This is a genomic window from Acinetobacter sp. FDAARGOS_724 (assembly GCF_013364475.1).
GTDB classification, from domain to species: domain Bacteria; phylum Pseudomonadota; class Gammaproteobacteria; order Pseudomonadales; family Moraxellaceae; genus Acinetobacter; species Acinetobacter variabilis.
Window position 1 is genome coordinate 2730542 of sequence record NZ_CP054908.1, and the last position, 17654, is coordinate 2748195.

A 17654-nucleotide genomic window follows, 5' to 3' on the forward strand; every position below is an offset into this window, starting at 1 on the left:
TTTTAGATCTTGGCCCTACTGGATTTAGTTGGGTTTAGATCCACTGGTACTTGATTCAATCACCAAATGATTCAGATTATCTTGCAAGGCTCTTAAACGTACCGTCGCTTCAGTGCGTTTCTGTACACCTTCTTTCTGGATCTGAATCACATCATTAACAGTTTTAATGAGGGTATTTTGCACATGTTCAAGCGTTTCAATATCAATAACAGAACGCTGGTTGGCTTTTGCCGTATCGACCGAGTTCTGATGCAATAAATCTGCATTACGGCGTAAAAGCTCATTGGTTGCATCATCAATGGTATTGGCCAGCTGTACACTGTTCTTCTGTTCATTCAGTGAAATGGCCAGACTGATCTGGTTTTTCCATGCTGGCAATGTAATATTTTTAATGGCATAGAATTTATCCACCAGCATCAGGTTATTGGACTGAATAATCCGGATCATTGGCAAAGTCTGCATCGCAGATTGCTGCAATACCTGTAAATCACTGATGCGTTTTTCCAGATTATTGGCCAGATGATTTAGGTCATAGATTTTTTGCGTGGTGCTCTGATCTTGTGGCAAGGCTGTGAGCGCAGCAATTTCCTGCTGCAATTCCTGTTCACGTAAACGTCCAGCTGCAATATGAATACCCAGCTGTTTATATTCTTCCTGCACCCCATCGAACATTTTATCCAACGTATCAACGCGGGCTTTTAATCCGGATTGCGATGTTTCAATTTCCTTGACCAGCACATCAATCTGTTCTTTGGTGGTATTGAAATGCGAGTCAAAGTTATCTTTAACCCCTTTAAACTTGCTGATGATATTGCCAAGAAACCCCGAACTTTTTTTCTTGTTCAAGATACTGCTGGTATTCAGTTGCTGTGCCACCTGCACCACCTGATTCAGCTTTTGACCGGTTGCATCCAGATCTTTGTTCTGTACCAGATTCAGCAATTCATCGGTATAGCTTGAAGTTTTAGTGGCTATATTTTTGCCATATTCGGCCACACTATTATGACTCATATTCTGCAGTTCTTTACGTGCTGCCAAAACCTCCTGAAAATCGGCAGGCTGCAAGCCCAGCTCTTTCAGATCCATTTGCTGGAACTTCTGTTCAGTTAGTTCAGTTGAGCTTTCGACAGGTAAATTTACTACATCAGATTTGGTCATGTTTCACCTTATATTGTTATGTATTCGAGGGTTTTTCGAGTGACTTTTTTAACGTTTTAATCAGATTGTCCCGGCTATTATCGAGTTTTTCCAGATCACTTGTCGAGTGTTTCGTCTGGCTTTGTTTGACATGATATTGCCAGGCCGGGATCAGCACCTGTTGTGCTTCTTTAAATCGATCCAGCAGGCTATAAGACAGTTGCTGGGACAATTGCATCTGGGTAATGGCGATGTCATTACTGCTTTGCAAGGTTCTTAAGGTATGCACCTTTTTTGACAGCCGCTCAGAAAAATTATCCAGTGGATGCTGATTCCTGATAAACTGCGGATATTCAGATAAAAATTCTTCTGCTGCCACAATATGCTTGGCCATTTGCTCACGTAAACCGATCAGTTGCTGAAATCGCGATTGGGATTTCTGGATTTCAATTTGCAACTTACGGCTAAGGTGATCTGCCTGATCCAATAAATAGTCCAGTTTTTTATAGTATTCAACCTGACTTGAGCCATAATCTAAATCGATACCCAGCCATTTCTGTAAGGCATTAAATTTACGCTTCTTGAGATATTTTTTTGATTGAGCCAGCATCTGAATCAGCTGTTCAATCGTCTGGCTCAGTTGTTGGGTCAGATGCGGATCTACCCCATTTAATAGTACGGACTGTGCCTGAATAAGTGGGTCAGCATAATGATTCAGCTTGTATTGGTCGTGGAGTAAAGGCACAAGTTCGTTGCGCTTGATACTTAGAATCTCGCTCTGCTCTACTGCAATGTCTTGGATTGGAATCAAAACATCTATCTGTGACATGGCCCTTTAAACTCAGTGAATTCGATTTTTATAGTACGTCTTTTCATTCAACATAACATGTAGCATTTTGCAAAGGAATGCTTCAAGCCATAGAATTTTCTTTATATAAGTTGAAGATATCGTTGGAATTAAGTTTGGCATACAGCCATTTCTTGTACAAATTATTTTGACTATAACCTGCTGGTTCTCTCTAGAACCTTTTCCATCGGCCTCAAATAGGCTAATAACCAACTAAATAAGGATAAGCACAATAAATGCCAAGTTAATTTATGGTCTTAATTAAGCTTTTTTAAACTTAAGAATACTTATAAGGCATTATAAAACATAAATAATTCTCGAATTTTAAGTATGAATTATTTATGATCAAGATCAACAATAAAGTAGGTAACCTGAGAATAAAATGGAACGTTTTTTTCATAATACGATGTATGCCGCACGCTGGATCTTAGCTCCTGTCTATTTTGGTTTATCATTCGCTTTATTATTACTGGCCTTAAAATTCTTTCAGGAAGTGATTCATGTTCTGCCGCATATCTTCGAATATACTGAAGCTGACCTGATTCTGGTGATTCTATCCCTGGTTGATATGACCATGGTTGGTGGACTTATTGTGATGGTGATGTTTTCAGGTTATGAAAATTTCGTTTCACAACTCAAAATCGATGAAAATAAAACCCGCCTGAACTGGCTCGGCACTATGGATGCCAATTCTCTTAAACTTAAAGTTGCGGCTTCCATCGTAGCTATTCTTCGATTCATTTACTACGTATTTTTATGGATGCTCGTAACGTCGAGAATGACAAAATCATGTGGTACATCATCATGCATCTGACTTTTGTGATTTCTGCATTTATTATGGGTTATCTGGATAAACTCACCAAGCATTAAAACATGGATATTAAAAAGCCCCGATTATAGGGGCCTTTTTATATCGGCGAATTAACTAAAAAATTATAGATAGTCACCTTCTCGTTCCGGCTGATACAGCACTTTTTCAATCGTGACTTTCATCAATTGACCATCAGGTTGTGGCCATTCAATGGTCTGTCCTTCTGCCAAGCCCAAGATTGCAGTTCCAATCGGTGCTACGACATTCACCTGCCCCTTTTCACCTTTAAACTCATGCGGGTAGACCAGGGTGATTTCTACAGGCTCCGTTGATGGTGCAATCGTCAGCAATGCACGCGCATGCATGGTCACCACATTGCTTGGCATGTCCTCTGGCTTGACCACTTCAGCACGAGCCAGTTCATCTTCCAGTTGAAGCATGGTCTCACTGAGCTTGTCCTGATTTTCAAGCATGGTTTCGAGACGTTCCACATCCTGTTCAGATAAAATAATTTTTGGTTTAGCCATTCTTACTACCTTGTTTAATGAATGATTGAATAATCTTTAAAAAGCGAATGAATCTAGGTTCTAAGTAGTTAATCAGATTAAATTAAGTTCAAATATAAAAAATCTTTTTTAGCTGCTAAAAAAATTGTGTCTTAACTCAACTTATAAAGCTGTTTTTCAAAGAATGTAACCAGTTTTAGAAAAACTCAATACTCTTTTCGAAATCAGATTTATAGGATCTGTATTTCTCAACTTTGTTTTATAAAAGGATGAATATTTTATATATAGGATTGATTAAGCTTTGATCTTATCGTCTCTTTTAACTGATCATAAAAGTGAGCAGCAGAAGATGAGTCAGAAAAAATATCACCCAATAAAAAAGCCCCCTTGAGGGGGCTTTTCTCAAGTTAGGCTTATTTTGCGTAAACAGGGAATTTAGCGCAAACAGCAGCAACTTTTTCTTTAACCGCAGCGATTACGGCTTCATCGCCTTTAGCATCAAGGATGTCAGCGATCCAACCAGCAAGTTCACGAACTTCTGATTCACCGAAACCACGAGTCGTTACAGCAGGTGTACCGATACGGATACCTGAAGTCACGAATGGAGAACGTGGGTCGTTTGGTACAGAGTTTTTGTTCACAGTGATGTGAGCAGCACCTAACCAAGCGTCAGCATCTTTACCAGTGATGTCTTGTTTGATCAGAGACAACAAGAACAGGTGGTTTTTAGTGCCGCCAGATACAACGTCATAACCGCGTTCGATTAGAACTTCAGCCATAGCTTGAGCATTCTTAACCACTTGTTGTTGGTATGCTTTGTATTCAGGTGCCATTGCTTCTTTAAAGCAGATTGCTTTAGCAGCAACCGCGTGAACCAGAGGACCACCTTGGTTACCCGGGAATACAGCTGATTGAAGTTTTTTCTCGATTTCTTCGTTTGCTTTCGCAAGGATCAGACCTGAACGAGGACCACGAAGAGTTTTGTGAGTAGTCGTAGTTGTTACGTCAGCAATTTGAACTGGACTTGGGTAAACGCCAGCAGCAACCAGACCAGCAACGTGAGCCATATCTACAAACAGGTAAGCGCCAACTTTGTCCGCGATGTCACGGAAACGTTGCCAATCTACGATTTGGCTGTATGCAGAGAAACCAGCTACGATCATACGTGGTTTGTGTTCTACAGCTAAACGTTCAACTTCTTCATAATCGATCTCACCAGTTTCTGGATTCAGACCGTATTGAATTGCATTATAAGTTTTACCTGAGAAGCTTACTTTCGCACCGTGAGTCAAGTGACCACCGTGAGCCAGACTCATACCCAATACTGTGTCGCCTGGATTAAGCAGCGCTAAATAAACTGCAGAGTTTGCTTGAGAACCAGCATGTGGCTGAACGTTAGCATAATCAGCACCAAATAATTCTTTAGCACGGTCAATTGCCAATTGTTCAATGACATCTACATATTCACAACCGCCATAGTAGCGTTTGCCTGGGTAGCCTTCTGCATATTTGTTAGTGAGTTTTGATCCTTGAGCTTCCATTACTGCTGGTGAGCAATAGTTTTCAGAAGCGATCAGCTCGATGTGCGCTTCTTGGCGAGCATCTTCGTTAGAGATTGCTTGAGCGATTTCTGGATCAAATTCAGCAATAGAGATATTGGCAAACATTAGCGAGGTCCTATTAAATTAGGGCTTTTAAGCCGTGCTAAGATTGGCGCGTATTGTAACATGAACTTTGCCAATTTCGATCATGAACTTTATTCAGTTTGCAATAAAAATAGCTCATGCTTAAAAAACATGAGCTATAGAGATAAAAATAAGTTATTGAATTGGCATTAGAGATTTTACATCTGAAATAATATTAGCAATATTCAGTGCATAGACGCTACCATGATCCCATGAACCATCCGTAATATATCGTACCGAGGTTTGTTTCTGATTCGCTAAGCTCACTAAAACATCAGTTGCAGCCTTTGGAACAGTACTATCCGCCTCTCCCTGATAAATAATCACAGGTGTAGACACTTTAACCTGTAAAGGCTGAGAGTCTTTATCCAGGAAATTCTTCACTACTGGAATACTCATAAAATTAGCTTGAGTACGCGAATATCCTTCTAGATTTCCATTGGTTTGAGCATAAGCTCCCATTGCCGTACCGAATTTTTTGCCCAATACATCATAACAGTCTGTTTCAGCATTCTTGGCAATCTCATCTGTTGGTGTTTTAAAGACCTGACTATATTGCAAATTTGGATTCGGATTACGCAATCCCGCGGCGATCAGCGCGGTAAAAGTATCTAAAGATGCTAGAGTTTGAATCTTTTTATTCAGATCTGGTTCTTGTCCAGCTTGAGCCTCTCCACCTGCCAGAATTAGACTGAAATTAGAAGCAGGAGCTAAAGCTACCGTACCTTTATAAGTCATTTGAGAAGCACGTGCTGCATATTGAGCAGCACCTAAAGCCGCTTGACCACCTTGAGAATGTCCCACAGCCATCCATTGATTCGAGGCATCCGAACCTAAATAGTCTTTTGCTGCGACTACAGCATCGGTAATTGAATAAGCTTCACTCTTAAGATTAAGGAAAGGATGAAGTTCTGTGCCACTCGGCTCTCCTAAGCCTTCATAATCAGGTGCAACGACCACATATCCCGCTTGAAGGAATCCGGCAATCATATTTTTGATATAAGGATTTATTTCATTGCGACTTGGTGCACACTGATCGGCCACACCCGTCGTACCATGTGCCCAGGCCACTATCGGCCAACCTTTCGCAGGAGGTGTTCCTTTTGGAGTGAAAACCAGTGCAGTTGCCTGGGTTTCGTTATTATTGATACCTAACATCTTATAAGTCATAACCACGCTTTCATCGGCAACAGCTGTCAGGTCCGTTTCGGTATAAGCCACAGGTGTTGCTACAACCGGATTGTCGATATTATTCACGGGAATAGCGGGTTTGGATTCATAATAACGATTATCATCGCTATCATTACATGCAGTTAAAGCTATGCTTAGTGCGAGTAGAGAACCAGTCAATACATGACGTTTCATCGATCTTATCCTTGTCTTAATTATTATCTCTCATGATTTTAAAGTTTTATCTTTATCCGTTGATAAAACTAGAGAATAATTTCCCAAGTTATTTCATTAATTACAAGAGATTATTTTGTTATTTTTCTAATAAATAGCAATTTAATTTATGACCATTCCGACATGATAAATTTAAGTTCTGGAAATATTTACAGAAACTTTGAAAACTTTTATTTATAAGTGTAGATTACAAATGTTCTATATCAGTCAAAAAGTCTGCAATTAAAGTTAAAATCCGGCATTTCAACTGTCAGGATTGAAATAATAATGTTAGATTTTGATATCCACTTTTTTCAGGCATATTTCCGTCATGCAGGCTATCATTCTCGATACTGAAACTCATACCTTGAATGGTCAACCCATTGAAATTGCCTATGCGCCTATAGAGATCATAGACCATAAAATTAGTCTGGATAAAAGCCGACTGTTTGATCAGCTCTATAGCTGTGATGAACCGATTTCTTTTGCAGCCATGGCCGTGCATCATATTCTGCAATCTGATCTGGAAGGACAACCGCACTACAGCAGCTTTGAACTCCCGCAAGAAACTACTTATATCATAGGCCATAATATTGATTATGATATTCGTGCCCTAGAAAAATGTGGCGTCGATTCATCGAATATTAAAGCAATTTGTACCCTTGCCCTCGCCCGCCGAGTTTGGCCAGATGCTGAGGCCCACAATATCTCTGCCCTGATTTATATGATCACCCGTGGCAGCGACCGTGCCCGTGAAATGATCCGTAAAGCGCATCGTGCTGATATGGATATTATTCTGACTGCGAATATCCTGATGCATATTGTGCATCACCTGAAAATCAGCAGTATTGAAGAACTATATGAAGCTTCTGAAGATGCGCGTATTCCACGTACCATCAATTTTGGCAAGCATCGTGGCACTGCGATTGCTGAACTGCCTGCTGACTATGTGCAATGGCTGCTTCGTCAGGAGGATCTCGATCCTTATCTGCGTAAGGCTTTAGAAAATACTGCAATTACAACTCTTTAATTTTAAGTAAATTTAACAGCATCTTCATATTAGTGTAATTTTCTAATATTAGCATCTACCTGAATTCTGTATATAAGGCATTCAGGTATGATGCGCTATTCAAAAACTGCAAAGGGTCTACATGTTCTTCAACATCGTAATGTCGAGCTTAATGCACGTCAAAGACGTCTTTTGGTTTTAATTGGCACTGAAGATTTTGATTTACTCACACCTCAGTTTAAAGCGCGTATTGCACCACATGATTTGCTGCAACAATTGTGTGATATAGGACTGATTGAAGTACAAGAGTTAGAGACTTCAAATGCAGCAGTCGGTACAGAGTCAGCACAAACTTCAGCGCCTGCTAATAACTCAGTAAAAGCCTCATTTCCACACTTTCCTGAATCAAATATTCAGACTTCAATCACCAGTCCTGCCCCATCTGCCGATCTTGAAGCGCCGATTACCACGACATTAGTTGCCACGACCCACGTGCCTGACGTACCTGCTGACATTACCTATATAGCACTCAACCAAGAACAGGTACGCAGCTTGATGCTAGACAGTTTAAAAAAATACTGTGGCTTATTGGCCAATCAACACATTCAAAATATTGCTCAGGCACCAGATATCAATGCCTTAAAAGTCTGTCAGGTGCAATGGTTGACACTTCTCCAGGAAAGCCGCATGCCTTCACAAGAGTTAAACCAACTGTTCAAGCAAATTAGCCATGCTTTATCCATGTTGCGTGCTCAGGCTTAAAACTCTTCATAGATTCAGTCTTTTTAAGTCTATCTTAAGTTTAAAGATGAATAAATCCGGCGAAAAAATTTTTCTATTTAATTGAAAAATATAATTTTAATTCATACAAAAGTAGTTTTATTCATTTACTTTCGACTATAGATGCATAGCTATATTAAGGATTTAAAGCCATATAGAATGTATTACTTTTTATTCTTCCCACGTTTATGCAACACTATCTTGAATTCGATGCCTTTGATAATCCCATGCAACTGAGCAAGGTGGGAAACTGGGTCATTACTTTTGTCAGTGCTGCCGATGAACTAGAACATATTCAGTTGGCGATCACGTATGTCTTGCCTCGCCAGATCAGTGATGCGCTGCAACCACGTCGCATACTGATTGAGAAAACTGCCTATGAACATCAATGGCTGATTCAGACGATTGAATGCTTTGACAGCAAGACCAATCAGGAAGTACAAATTGCAGCTGCAGATGCATTGGGACAACAGACGCTTCAGCAGATTCTGGAAGAATTTGGTCGTTATGATGTAAATGTCACATTAAAAGTTTTCTGAAATAATGCTTTTCTTAGAGCGTATTTTCGAAGAAATTAATTTAGATCATCTATATAGATAGTTTGATATTATTTAATATAAAAAAATGATAAAACTGAGCAATGATAGGAATTTATCCAATCTCTTTGAATTAAATTTATCAGTTTGTATTCTGCATCAAACAATTTGATAAAGAAGTGAACTAAGATATCAAAATCAAGCTCATCATTGGATGAGCTATATCTTTCTTTAAACGTCATAAAGCAGCTTAATGAATCCCGGATCCTTATTTAGCATCCAAAACACGATAGATGCAGTCGGTCTGCTCACTGGCAAATAACAGTTCAATTGTTGGTCTGATAATTTCATCATCCACTACAATATATTCGACTTGCTGTTCCAAACGCTGGGACGGATCACTATGCTGAGCACCGGCACGTAGTAATGCTTTTACATTCAGGGTTTTGCCATACTGGTTTTTGACTTGCACTTCAATTAAACCTTCTGTCATCGTCATACCTCCCTTTATTGGCATTATTAAATTTGCTTGTCTGAATTCTTATAACATAGTTATTTGAAAGGCTTTCAAACGAATATGTAAGATTTTTTAGCGAGCACCTTTTATCGACTATATATAGTCGCTAATGAAGAATGTGCTATACAAATAAAAGAATCGAAATTATTAATAACTCTCGCTTAAAATTTTGCATTAAAAAGCCCGCATCGCTGCGGGCTCTGTGTTGGATGGCTAGTGCTAGATTTATTGCCTGAACCTAAGTTCGAGCTCAACTAACTGTCATTGATCCGTCCAACTTATTGGTAGCGTCGTTTCGTTTTATGACCTACCATGAGTTCAATATAGCAGGATTTTTTTTACCTACAATACACTTTTACACTTCTAAAAGAAGACTTATACAATATTTAAATTGTGCTTTTTCAAAAGCAGATTAGAATATTTTGGCTGGATCAATAGAGCACTACAAACAACTCTATTCTTTTCAATCTCTATATCCTACCTATTTAAATTTTAATAAAAATATTCTTTATTTATGTGAAAAATGAATAATTTTAGCTAGATACAATTTTAAATCTTAAGTAAAAGAGTTCGCTATTAAGGCCATTGATTAGCCACTAAAAGTAATAGCGAAAACCAAATTGATAAGTAACCCCATTCAAGTCCAGATCATCACTCTTGCCAGAGACACATGCGCCATTCATACAAATCTTGGCATCACGGTTAAACATCCATTGATAACCAAAAGATCCAAATAAATCTGCTTCAGGAGCAATTTTATAACCGACTTCCAAGGCAACAGGAATTGTAAAATAATCCAATTCCAGATCGACTCGACCAAGATCTGCATCCGTTTCACTTTCATCTACCCAGCTCATTCCCAGACCTATAGAAATTGCTGAATAAAACTGATCATTTTCCAGAAATTTATTTTTTACCCCAATTGTAACTTGATTGTAATCAATATCTGAGCTTTGAAATTTGTATTCGGCCCATAAGCTGGTCGTCGGATGGGATTGATATTCACCATTAATAAACAGCCCATCGAATGATTCAGTACCCAAAAAGCTGTCTGACCCTATTTTTGAACCGGCGTAACCAAAAGCTAAAGAGTACTGACTTATTAGGTTTTCTTGAGCATAATAAGGTGTAGTCGTAATAACGGCTTTATCTTTTGGAGCAGGATTACCATATTGAATAGCTAAAGGTGTATTCGCTTCAGCAACTGAAGAAGCCCCAATCATTAACCCAATGAATAATAATTTTTTCATATCTATATCTCATTTTTATTGTGAGCATAAGATACTAATTTTTTTGATAAAAAAACTACTCAGCACATCTATTTATAGAAACAACAATTTATGAGATTAAACAAACTATAAATACAACAATGTAATTCACCCATTTTTATAGAATAAGAGGTCTAAGAGCATCTTCTACAGACATTACTACTTATATTCCCAAGAGGTAATTCCCGATGGCTAAACCAGATGAAGAACTGAATGAAGAGTTTCCAGAAGAAGAGTTAGACCCACAAGAGAAACAAGATCGAGAGATTCAACGCGGTCAGTTAGGCGTAGATCAAGACCCTCAGGTGAAAAGAGATCAAATACGTCAAAAATATCAGGATGAAGAGGAAGAGAATCCATAATTTATTTTATAAATCTGGAATTGTTTTTTTAGTCTAATGAGGTAAGTGAACTAATAAAATGATGGTGCGCTCAGCGGGCACTTTCCGAAATTTGCGGTTTCCTTACTATTCCTTAGTTTTCCTTATTTTTTCTTTAATTTTATAGGTTTAAGTGTAGCTCATTAATTCAATAGTTTAATGTTTCCTTATTATTCCCTATTATTCATTCTATATTGATTACGCCAAATTTACGCCACAACATTTTAAAGGAAAAATTATGGCCACCTTTCGACAAAGGGGTGATGCTTGGCGAGTTGAGATTAGTGTGAATGGTACTCGGGAAAGTGCGACATTCGATACTAAGACTCAGGCTCGCGCATGGGCATCAAAACGTGAAACTGAATTAAGAGAGTTATCACGCGGAAAGCTTCCTGATTATACATTAAATTGTGCAATTGATAGATACATAGAAGAAGTGTGTCCAAAGCACAAAGGTTGTGATGCTGAGATTAAAAGATTTCGGGCATTCCAAAGAAACTTCCCGAAGATTGCCAAAAAGCATATTGCCAAAATTACCACCGATGATTTTGTGGTGTGGCGAGATACCAGACTAAAAACAGTCAAGCCGGCCTCGGTACGACGTGAGGGCAACATACTGTCAGCTTTGTTTACAGTAGCGCGCACGGAATGGAAGTGGGTTTATGATTCACCAATGAGTGATTTAAAGATGCCACCACCACCAGCACATCGAGATAGACGTATATCGGAGGATGAAATTTACAGGCTTTGTCTGGCTGCTGAGTTTGATGATCAGGCACCTGAGAATTTCACACAGCAAATTATGATTGCTTTCCTGTTGGCGATTGAAACTGCAATGCGTGCTGGTGAGATCCGTGGCCTGACTTGGGACCGGGTTTATTTAAAGAATAGATATGTGACTTTGAATGAAACCAAGAATGGAACAAAACGACATGTACCCCTGTCCAAGCGTGCTGTTGAATTGCTTGAGCTTATGAAAGGTGTTGGCAGTCATCAGGTTTTTACAGTAAAAGATTCGAGCTTTGATACACTTTGGAGAAAGTTGCGAGATAAGTGTGAAATTGAAGATTTGCATTTTCACGACTCAAGACATGAAGCATGCACAAGGCTTGCCCAGAAATTAGAAGTATTGGATTTGGCGCGGATGATTGGTCATAAGGATTTAAGAAGCCTGATGATTTATTACAATGCAACTGCATCAGAGATTGCAAACCGACTGGATTAGCTTTAATCGAGTTTTAATATATCCTAAAACAGCAAACCCCAACACGCTAAATTGCGTAGGGTCTGCCTATAAGGATTTTTACACCCAGCTTTTCAGCTTTGCTAAGTGCGCTTTACGATCTTCAAAGCCGTTATAGCCGCCATTAATGCGATGTGTAATCGCTCTTAAATCATCTTGATCTGCTAAAGCATTCAAGCCATTATCAAACCAAAACTTACAGGCGACCAGTAAGCCTACACTTGGGATTGCCACAATCTCAGGATTGTTTTCAAAGTCGATGCCAAGCTGTTGACCGTATCTGCGATAATTGGCACGTCCAGTCAATTGAATCGGGCCACGGCCTTTGAATCGTTTCCCATCCCCTGGCTGTGTATTACCTAAATCCTTTCGGCCTTCGTACGCGGCACCAGATGCAATTTCTTCCATGTATCGAAAGTTGCCAGACTCATGTGCAAGTTGTGCAAGGAAGTGAATCAATCGAAGTGAATTATCCAAGATGCCATAGGTCCGCATGTGAATATTGGCAGCCAGACCAAGTTCTTCAGCACGCGCTTGACTGGCACCTAGTTTTTTAAATACTGCAGTCAAGGTGCCACGACCAATAATGCCGTCATCATGCACACCCACTGCTCTTTGGAGTTTTTTAATCTGAGTGGTGTTCATCATCTTTATCCGTATTAAAAAATTTAGGACGTGCACCACCCTTACCCCAAATATAGAGTTGTCGGGTAAAGAGTGCGAATAAAATACTTACTGTGGTGAAAAAAAGAGTTCCGGCTGGACTAGGTGAATACTCATCTTTTACAAAGAGTGCTACCCCAAAAATAATTGACAGCATCAAAAGAAAATCGATGTGCTTTGGTAATTTAATTTTTGGGTGAAATACCATGATTGCAAACGAAACCAGAAACAATACTAATGCCGTCTTACTTATGATTAGCAGCATCTTCATTCTCCTTTTTGACTAAACCAAGAAGTCTTGATCGAGCCAAACTTAATAATGCTTCAGCTGTACTTTTACCAGCAGCGCCCAGAATGAAACCAAATAGTTCTGGGTAGTTACCGCTAGCAAGAAATAAACTTGCCGGTTTAGCAAAGACCACACATAAAATGAAGCCTGCAAAGAATCCTATCCAGCGATCCCGGGTTGGCTCCTTACTTAATAGAAAGCCAAAAGTTGCACCCAGCACACCTGTAAAAAGGATGTGTGAATGGTTCTTTATGCTTTCCAATACTTGACTAAGAAAGTCCATATACATCCCCTTTAGTCATACATACCCCTATTGTTTGGCAATAAAAAAGCACCTAAAAAGGTGCTGTTGTTTGGTTAAGTTTTTTAGACTTCTACTTCTGAATGCTGGCCAGTGGGTGCGGGCCTTAAAATGACCTGATTTGAGATGACTACTCTGGCACCCAAGTTATAAGCAGTGCCGGATGTACATAATACTGGACCGGATCCTCCATCAATCTGCACCCGGTATTCTGGGTGCTTCACTGAGGTGATGGTGCCGATATATTCCGCATGCGTCGGATTTAAAAGCTTTCGCAGTTCAAATAAAGGATTATTCACGGCTGATGCGCTCCACGATAATGGTTTCGTTGACCTTTTCATGCGAAAAGCTGCCACTCACTCCATCAATTACACCCCACCACTGGCCATTAAAAGCAATCGTTTTACCCGGTAGCATCTCGCCAATTTCCTGACTGACCGGAATATCTGAGAAGGTATGTAACTCCTGAATATTGGCTTTGACCAGTTCATTTTTGCCATAGCTGGCACCCGATACCACATTAAATAGTTGACCAGTGACTGCCTCTAAAGGTACATCACCCGAGGTTCCTCGCTGCTGTACTTTTAAACTGTCCCCAGTACGACTATTCACCACTGTGATGGCATTAAAGTCTGCAATGTATTCATCGTTCTGCTTGATGTTCTGCTGCATTACTAGGCTTTCAGATAACAGAATGTCGTAATCATCTACCGTCATCGCATCCCAATAACCTTTCTGGTACCGGGGCATAATAGTCAGCGTATTGCCTGCTTTCTGGCTATAGATAAAGCCACCCCCTGCATCAATCACCTGCTTGATTGCATCGATTGGCGCCAGCTCTGCATAACTCAGGCTCTCCACCGGTACGATCCAGCCCAATTCATCAATCAGTTTCCAGTCCAAGTTGGTACCGCTATTCGCTCGGTCAATTTCAGCCTGAACCAGTTGAACAGAGGTGCGTTCGTTATCCTGAATGAATGAGCGTGTTGGCCCGTACTTATCCGAGTTCAGTGCGGTAATACTTCGGCCAGGGTAAGTGTATAAAACACTGGCAAAGCGTCGGGTTTCCTCAGGATCTTCAAGCAAGATATGATACTCAAAACCATTGATCATGACTTTAAGAATCACTGGCTGCCCATCAATCGGCTGTAGTTTGTCTTTTTCAGTGTGAGCTACAGTAATGGAATAGGTCCAGCACCATTGAGATCGACTGGTACTGTATGTACCATCCATGACTTTAATCTTCTCGCCGGTATCTAATCGCTCGGCTGTTAATGTATTCACGATATACCACCAGTTTCGTTTCGGCAGTGCTGGGATACAGTCATCTGCACCAAAATTTAAAACAACATTGTGTGAATCAACGTCATGACAGAGGCAGACAAAATTTAAATCACCCGTGCCTTCGTATTTGGGTATTTCAGGCTTTGGCCAAGGTTGAACCGGATGCTTGCGGTAATGAATCGCTTTGGCCTGATCCCAAGGCAAATCCGACTTGGTGATAATCTCAAGGCTTTTATCCCACTCAAATGAAAAGCGGTGCTCAAAGACTTGAGCCACTTCATGTGAGTAAGTAAACGTCTTACGCCGGCGAATCATTTCCTGCCAGACCGTTTCGCGGTTATGACGCAGTTTGATTGTTTCTTGATGCACATAGAGTTGATGAATAAAGCGCTTATCGCCTTCCTCCCAGATGATGCATGCATTAGAACTTAAACCGGTTGCCTGCTCATGCAAGGATCTGACCGCCCGAGTTAATGATCCTGCCTGCTCATGCCAAATATCCACTTGATTAGAAATCACCAAGCCCTGCTCATAAAAAAGAGCCTCATTCGAGACTCTTAATACTGGTTTGGCCCATGGTATTTCTGTGGTGCTCAAGGCTGCGATGGCTTCCTTATATCGCATGCCAAAGCCATAAGACACACCAACCAGATGATTGATATCGAATAACGCTTCAAATTGGGCATTTAATCCGGTTTGAATGATCGTATCCACTACACAGTATTGATCAATTCTAACTGCGGATAATTCGGCTATAAAACCGGTTTGCAGTTGTATATCTAGTTGAGCAAACTGCCCTGTAACAGCATTAAACTCAGCATTAAAGCCCGTATTAATCTGGGCATCCAATACGTCGTTACTATCACTAACAGCATTAAGCTCAGCAATAATCTGTGTATTAACTACAACATCTAGAGAAGCAAGATTCTGGCCATCACTACCAAAGTTAAGATCGGTAGAGCCTGTGACTTGATCTTTAAAATTAAGGTTTACTTGATGGCCATCGGGTGGAATATAGTTCGACACATGTCCACCTCGTTTATGTTGATGGTCGTAGGATCAGTGAGTTCATCATAAGGGTGCTGCCTAGTACCAATCCCGGATTCGCAAGAATTATATTCGTATTAACCGAAAGATCAGCCACTGCTTTTCCCTCCCCATTAAATAGGCGCGCCCAAACTGCAGTACCTGATTTTATAACTGTTGCTGCATCTGTCTGATTCAACTCAACGTAATCGGTATGCACCTGTTTGATTGAGGGTTTAGGCAGCGTTAATGTAACCAATCTGGCGTTATTGTTTGCTGCTACCGTTACATCTGCAGGCTTTGCATCATCATAAAAAACAAAGGTAGCGTTTGCGCTACCTTGATCTAAAAAATTTGCCAGTGCCTGTAATTGAGCCAGCCCAGCAGCTAAAGAGGTTTGGATCATTTTGCTACCACCTTATCTGAAATCACTGCGTTATATTCTTCATCTGGATCGAAGGCCACTACAAAGCATTCCAGCCCAACAGCAATATTACGAAAGGCATAAGAGCCATCGGCTTTTGATGTGGTTTCCCAAAGTAGTTGGCGGTTACTACGCTTAAAAATACAAACAGGGACTGGTGAGTAATTGGCGCCTACTTTTTTGGTTGTGCCTTTGATTTGTCCAAGACCTTGATCTGCATTCAATGCTGTAATAATCGGCTTGTGGAGGCGTACAATTGCATAGCCCATTTCTCTCAATCTGTCGTAATTTGGCTGATAGCCACCAATAAAAACCCTATGTATTTTAAGCAATTTTTATTTCCTCAATTGGTACAACAAACCAAGTTTTACTAGACCAACCAGCACTAAACACCAGTACTTTTGAACCAAAATCTATATCAGTTGTTACTTGTGGTTTTTCTTTATAGTCAGCAGATAGTGCATTACTTGAATTATATAGACCTCTATATAATCCACCTACAACACACCCTAACTGCTGCCTACTAGTGGTGTGATACACATTAAGATTTTCACACGTTGTTGTATTAAAACCATCTATGCTATTAGGCATAAAACTTGATGGTGGTGAGTAAGAGCTAAAGCTTCTTGAGCCACCCTCAGCAACGGTAGTGCAGTACTCCTTCCCTAGAAGCAGATTGCACGCGGAATCAAAACCTCCCGCGCCTGTAGTTGCTGCGCCATTGTTGTGTAAAATTAAAAGTGGATAATTAATTACATTATAAAAACTGTGAAAAGGTACAAATCCAGCTACTTGTCCATACAGATTACCGCTACTAATACTATATAAAATCAAAAAGTGAAATTTGCTCCCGACAACTACCGCATTACCAAAAGTGTTATATCCTTGCGTATATGTATAGTTGTTGAATGTTGTGGCTGTTGAGTTGGTAAAATCCCATCTTAAGTTTGATGTTGCATCTGCGACAGTCGCACAAGTCGCCAGATCAGCCATACAATTTGGGTCAGTAATATGTCCTAAGGCTAAATCAACAGTTCGTCCAATACCAACAGCAATACAGTTGCGATTTCCTGATGCGGTTGCGTTTTGAAAACACAGTCGCGCATACATATCCGAGTCATCAATGTGCTTAAATTTGTAAATATGGATATGATTTAACTCATAAACCAAATCCCAACCAAGTGGGGCAACCTTGGTTGTAAAATTGCCCGCAATAGATGCTGGTGTTCCATCAATCGTCATTGTGACTGTGTTTTCAGTCACACTATCGATAACAAACTCACCACTATTAATACTTAAAAGCTCAGGCGCACTGACCTTTAATACACGATCCGCCACATAACCATGCGTACCACCATAGGTAAATGTAACTTGATTGCCTACTACCGCCACACTTGAAACAGTCCGCTCGTTATAGCCAAGTGATAGCATTTTCTTAAAACGGTCAGGAAACAGGTTTTTTGAACCTGGGCTGAAATCTAGACCAGTATCACTAAAATCAAATAGTTTTGTTTGGATTTGCTTCATTGTCATTTGTTTTACTCATAAAAAAAGACCGCATGAAG

Annotated in this window: 20 protein-coding genes and 1 pseudogene; 6 read left to right on the forward strand and 15 right to left on the reverse strand. The window is 40.0% G+C overall.

From position 1 onward, the window contains the following. Window positions 1–24: 24 nt before the first annotated feature. Window positions 25–1158, reverse strand: a complete 1134-nt coding sequence (locus tag FOC32_RS14260; RefSeq protein WP_005236518.1) for a toxic anion resistance protein — start codon at window positions 1156–1158, stop codon at window positions 25–27. A 16-nt stretch (window positions 1159–1174) separates the two neighbouring features. Then, complete coding sequence (locus FOC32_RS14265) at window positions 1175–1966, reverse strand: hypothetical protein (protein ID WP_004784296.1); 792 nt, start codon at window positions 1964–1966, stop codon at window positions 1175–1177. 400 nt (window positions 1967–2366) lie between these two features. On the opposite strand from FOC32_RS14265, the pseudogene FOC32_RS14270 reads away from it, so the two are divergent. Next, window positions 2367–2854, forward strand: a pseudogene (locus FOC32_RS14270) (TIGR00645 family protein). A gap of 63 nt (window positions 2855–2917) precedes the next feature. On the opposite strand, the gene rnk reads toward FOC32_RS14270, so the two are convergent. The 3 genes from rnk to FOC32_RS14285 form a co-directional block, all read right to left on the reverse strand. Next, complete coding sequence (rnk, locus tag FOC32_RS14275) at window positions 2918–3322, reverse strand: nucleoside diphosphate kinase regulator (protein WP_034171243.1); 405 nt, start codon at window positions 3320–3322, stop codon at window positions 2918–2920. Window positions 3323–3714: 392 nt separating this feature from the next. Next, window positions 3715–4968 (reverse strand): serine hydroxymethyltransferase, encoded by a 1254-nt coding sequence (glyA, locus tag FOC32_RS14280; protein ID WP_004784306.1) that lies wholly within the window; start codon window positions 4966–4968, stop codon window positions 3715–3717. A 153-nt stretch (window positions 4969–5121) separates the two neighbouring features. Further along, window positions 5122–6351 (reverse strand): alpha/beta hydrolase, encoded by a 1230-nt coding sequence (locus FOC32_RS14285; RefSeq protein WP_175967797.1) that lies wholly within the window; start codon window positions 6349–6351, stop codon window positions 5122–5124. A gap of 349 nt (window positions 6352–6700) precedes the next feature. On the opposite strand from FOC32_RS14285, the gene FOC32_RS14290 reads away from it, so the two are divergent. From FOC32_RS14290 to FOC32_RS14300, 3 genes are all read left to right on the forward strand, one after another. Beyond that, window positions 6701–7399, forward strand: coding sequence for a DUF3820 family protein (locus FOC32_RS14290; protein ID WP_034171241.1), 699 nt, complete (start codon window positions 6701–6703; stop codon window positions 7397–7399). An 87-nt stretch (window positions 7400–7486) separates the two neighbouring features. Next, the gene (locus FOC32_RS14295) at window positions 7487–8140 is read left to right on the forward strand and encodes a hypothetical protein (RefSeq protein ID WP_034171240.1); all 654 of its coding nucleotides are present in this window, start codon (window positions 7487–7489) and stop codon (window positions 8138–8140) included. Between the two features lie 206 nt (window positions 8141–8346). Next, window positions 8347–8697, forward strand: a complete 351-nt coding sequence (locus FOC32_RS14300) for a hypothetical protein (RefSeq protein ID WP_175967799.1) — start codon at window positions 8347–8349, stop codon at window positions 8695–8697. Between the two features lie 265 nt (window positions 8698–8962). Here the strand turns inward: FOC32_RS14300 and FOC32_RS14305 are convergent, their stop codons facing one another. Both FOC32_RS14305 and FOC32_RS14310 read right to left on the reverse strand, forming a co-directional pair. Further along, the gene (locus FOC32_RS14305) at window positions 8963–9187 is read right to left on the reverse strand and encodes a hypothetical protein (protein ID WP_034171238.1); all 225 of its coding nucleotides are present in this window, start codon (window positions 9185–9187) and stop codon (window positions 8963–8965) included. Between the two features lie 620 nt (window positions 9188–9807). Then, window positions 9808–10461 (reverse strand): hypothetical protein, encoded by a 654-nt coding sequence (locus tag FOC32_RS14310; protein ID WP_005236538.1) that lies wholly within the window; start codon window positions 10459–10461, stop codon window positions 9808–9810. A 206-nt stretch (window positions 10462–10667) separates the two neighbouring features. Between FOC32_RS14310 and FOC32_RS14315 the strand changes: the two genes are divergently transcribed. Further along, the gene (locus tag FOC32_RS14315; protein ID WP_175967801.1) at window positions 10668–10841 is read left to right on the forward strand and encodes a hypothetical protein; all 174 of its coding nucleotides are present in this window, start codon (window positions 10668–10670) and stop codon (window positions 10839–10841) included. A gap of 256 nt (window positions 10842–11097) precedes the next feature. Further along, complete coding sequence (locus tag FOC32_RS14320) at window positions 11098–12084, forward strand: site-specific integrase (protein ID WP_005103697.1); 987 nt, start codon at window positions 11098–11100, stop codon at window positions 12082–12084. Between the two features lie 78 nt (window positions 12085–12162). Here FOC32_RS14320 and FOC32_RS14325 read toward each other — a convergent pair whose 3' ends face one another. The 8 genes from FOC32_RS14325 to FOC32_RS14360 form a co-directional block, all read right to left on the reverse strand. Continuing rightward, complete coding sequence (locus tag FOC32_RS14325) at window positions 12163–12747, reverse strand: glycoside hydrolase family 19 protein (protein ID WP_175967802.1); 585 nt, start codon at window positions 12745–12747, stop codon at window positions 12163–12165. Further along, a complete protein-coding gene (locus FOC32_RS14330) occupies window positions 12728–13030 on the reverse strand; it encodes a hypothetical protein (RefSeq protein WP_175967804.1) in 303 nt (100 codons plus the stop codon). Before FOC32_RS14330 ends, FOC32_RS14325 begins: the two co-directional genes overlap by 20 nt. Further along, window positions 13011–13337 carry a hypothetical protein gene (locus FOC32_RS14335; protein ID WP_175967806.1) on the reverse strand — a complete coding sequence of 109 codons (327 nt, stop codon included), beginning with the start codon at window positions 13335–13337 and terminating at the stop codon, window positions 13011–13013. Before FOC32_RS14335 ends, FOC32_RS14330 begins: the two co-directional genes overlap by 20 nt. Window positions 13338–13420: 83 nt before the next feature. Then, window positions 13421–13654: a hypothetical protein gene (locus tag FOC32_RS14340; RefSeq protein ID WP_175967808.1), complete on the reverse strand. Its 234-nt coding sequence runs from the start codon at window positions 13652–13654 to the stop codon at window positions 13421–13423. Next, the gene (locus tag FOC32_RS14345; RefSeq protein WP_175967810.1) at window positions 13647–15665 is read right to left on the reverse strand and encodes a hypothetical protein; all 2019 of its coding nucleotides are present in this window, start codon (window positions 15663–15665) and stop codon (window positions 13647–13649) included. The genes FOC32_RS14340 and FOC32_RS14345 overlap by 8 nt, the downstream gene beginning before the upstream one ends. Window positions 15666–15678: 13 nt before the next feature. Then, window positions 15679–16071: a hypothetical protein gene (locus tag FOC32_RS14350; protein WP_175967812.1), complete on the reverse strand. Its 393-nt coding sequence runs from the start codon at window positions 16069–16071 to the stop codon at window positions 15679–15681. Continuing rightward, window positions 16068–16421, reverse strand: a complete 354-nt coding sequence (locus FOC32_RS14355) for a carboxypeptidase regulatory-like domain-containing protein (protein WP_175967814.1) — start codon at window positions 16419–16421, stop codon at window positions 16068–16070. The genes FOC32_RS14350 and FOC32_RS14355 overlap by 4 nt, the downstream gene beginning before the upstream one ends. Further along, on the reverse strand, window positions 16414–17622 hold the full coding sequence (locus FOC32_RS14360) for a hypothetical protein (RefSeq protein WP_175967816.1): 1209 nt from the start codon (window positions 17620–17622) through the stop codon (window positions 16414–16416). The genes FOC32_RS14355 and FOC32_RS14360 overlap by 8 nt, the downstream gene beginning before the upstream one ends. Window positions 17623–17654 lie beyond the last annotated feature (32 nt).

Excerpts from the sequence above, each read along its gene's own strand:
- FOC32_RS14350 (WP_175967812.1), bottom strand. The coding sequence starts at position 16,071 with ATGATCCAAACCTCTTTAGCTGCTGGGCTGGCTCAATTACAGGCACTG.
- FOC32_RS14310 (WP_005236538.1), bottom strand. The coding sequence starts at position 10,461 with ATGAAAAAATTATTATTCATTGGGTTAATGATTGGGGCTTCTTCAGTT.
- glyA (WP_004784306.1), bottom strand. The coding sequence starts at position 4,968 with ATGTTTGCCAATATCTCTATTGCTGAATTTGATCCAGAAATCGCTCAA.
- FOC32_RS14300 (WP_175967799.1), top strand. The coding sequence starts at position 8,347 with ATGCAACACTATCTTGAATTCGATGCCTTTGATAATCCCATGCAACTG.
- FOC32_RS14260 (WP_005236518.1), bottom strand. The coding sequence starts at position 1,158 with ATGACCAAATCTGATGTAGTAAATTTACCTGTCGAAAGCTCAACTGAA.
- FOC32_RS14315 (WP_175967801.1), top strand. The coding sequence starts at position 10,668 with ATGGCTAAACCAGATGAAGAACTGAATGAAGAGTTTCCAGAAGAAGAG.
- FOC32_RS14290 (WP_034171241.1), top strand. The coding sequence starts at position 6,701 with ATGCAGGCTATCATTCTCGATACTGAAACTCATACCTTGAATGGTCAA.
- FOC32_RS14335 (WP_175967806.1), bottom strand. The coding sequence starts at position 13,337 with ATGGACTTTCTTAGTCAAGTATTGGAAAGCATAAAGAACCATTCACAC.
- FOC32_RS14360 (WP_175967816.1), bottom strand. The coding sequence starts at position 17,622 with ATGACAATGAAGCAAATCCAAACAAAACTATTTGATTTTAGTGATACT.
- FOC32_RS14305 (WP_034171238.1), bottom strand. The coding sequence starts at position 9,187 with ATGACAGAAGGTTTAATTGAAGTGCAAGTCAAAAACCAGTATGGCAAA.
- FOC32_RS14325 (WP_175967802.1), bottom strand. The coding sequence starts at position 12,747 with ATGAACACCACTCAGATTAAAAAACTCCAAAGAGCAGTGGGTGTGCAT.
- FOC32_RS14285 (WP_175967797.1), bottom strand. The coding sequence starts at position 6,351 with ATGAAACGTCATGTATTGACTGGTTCTCTACTCGCACTAAGCATAGCT.
- FOC32_RS14320 (WP_005103697.1), top strand. The coding sequence starts at position 11,098 with ATGGCCACCTTTCGACAAAGGGGTGATGCTTGGCGAGTTGAGATTAGT.
- FOC32_RS14265 (WP_004784296.1), bottom strand. The coding sequence starts at position 1,966 with ATGTCACAGATAGATGTTTTGATTCCAATCCAAGACATTGCAGTAGAG.
- rnk (WP_034171243.1), bottom strand. The coding sequence starts at position 3,322 with ATGGCTAAACCAAAAATTATTTTATCTGAACAGGATGTGGAACGTCTC.
- FOC32_RS14295 (WP_034171240.1), top strand. The coding sequence starts at position 7,487 with ATGATGCGCTATTCAAAAACTGCAAAGGGTCTACATGTTCTTCAACAT.
- FOC32_RS14330 (WP_175967804.1), bottom strand. The coding sequence starts at position 13,030 with ATGCTGCTAATCATAAGTAAGACGGCATTAGTATTGTTTCTGGTTTCG.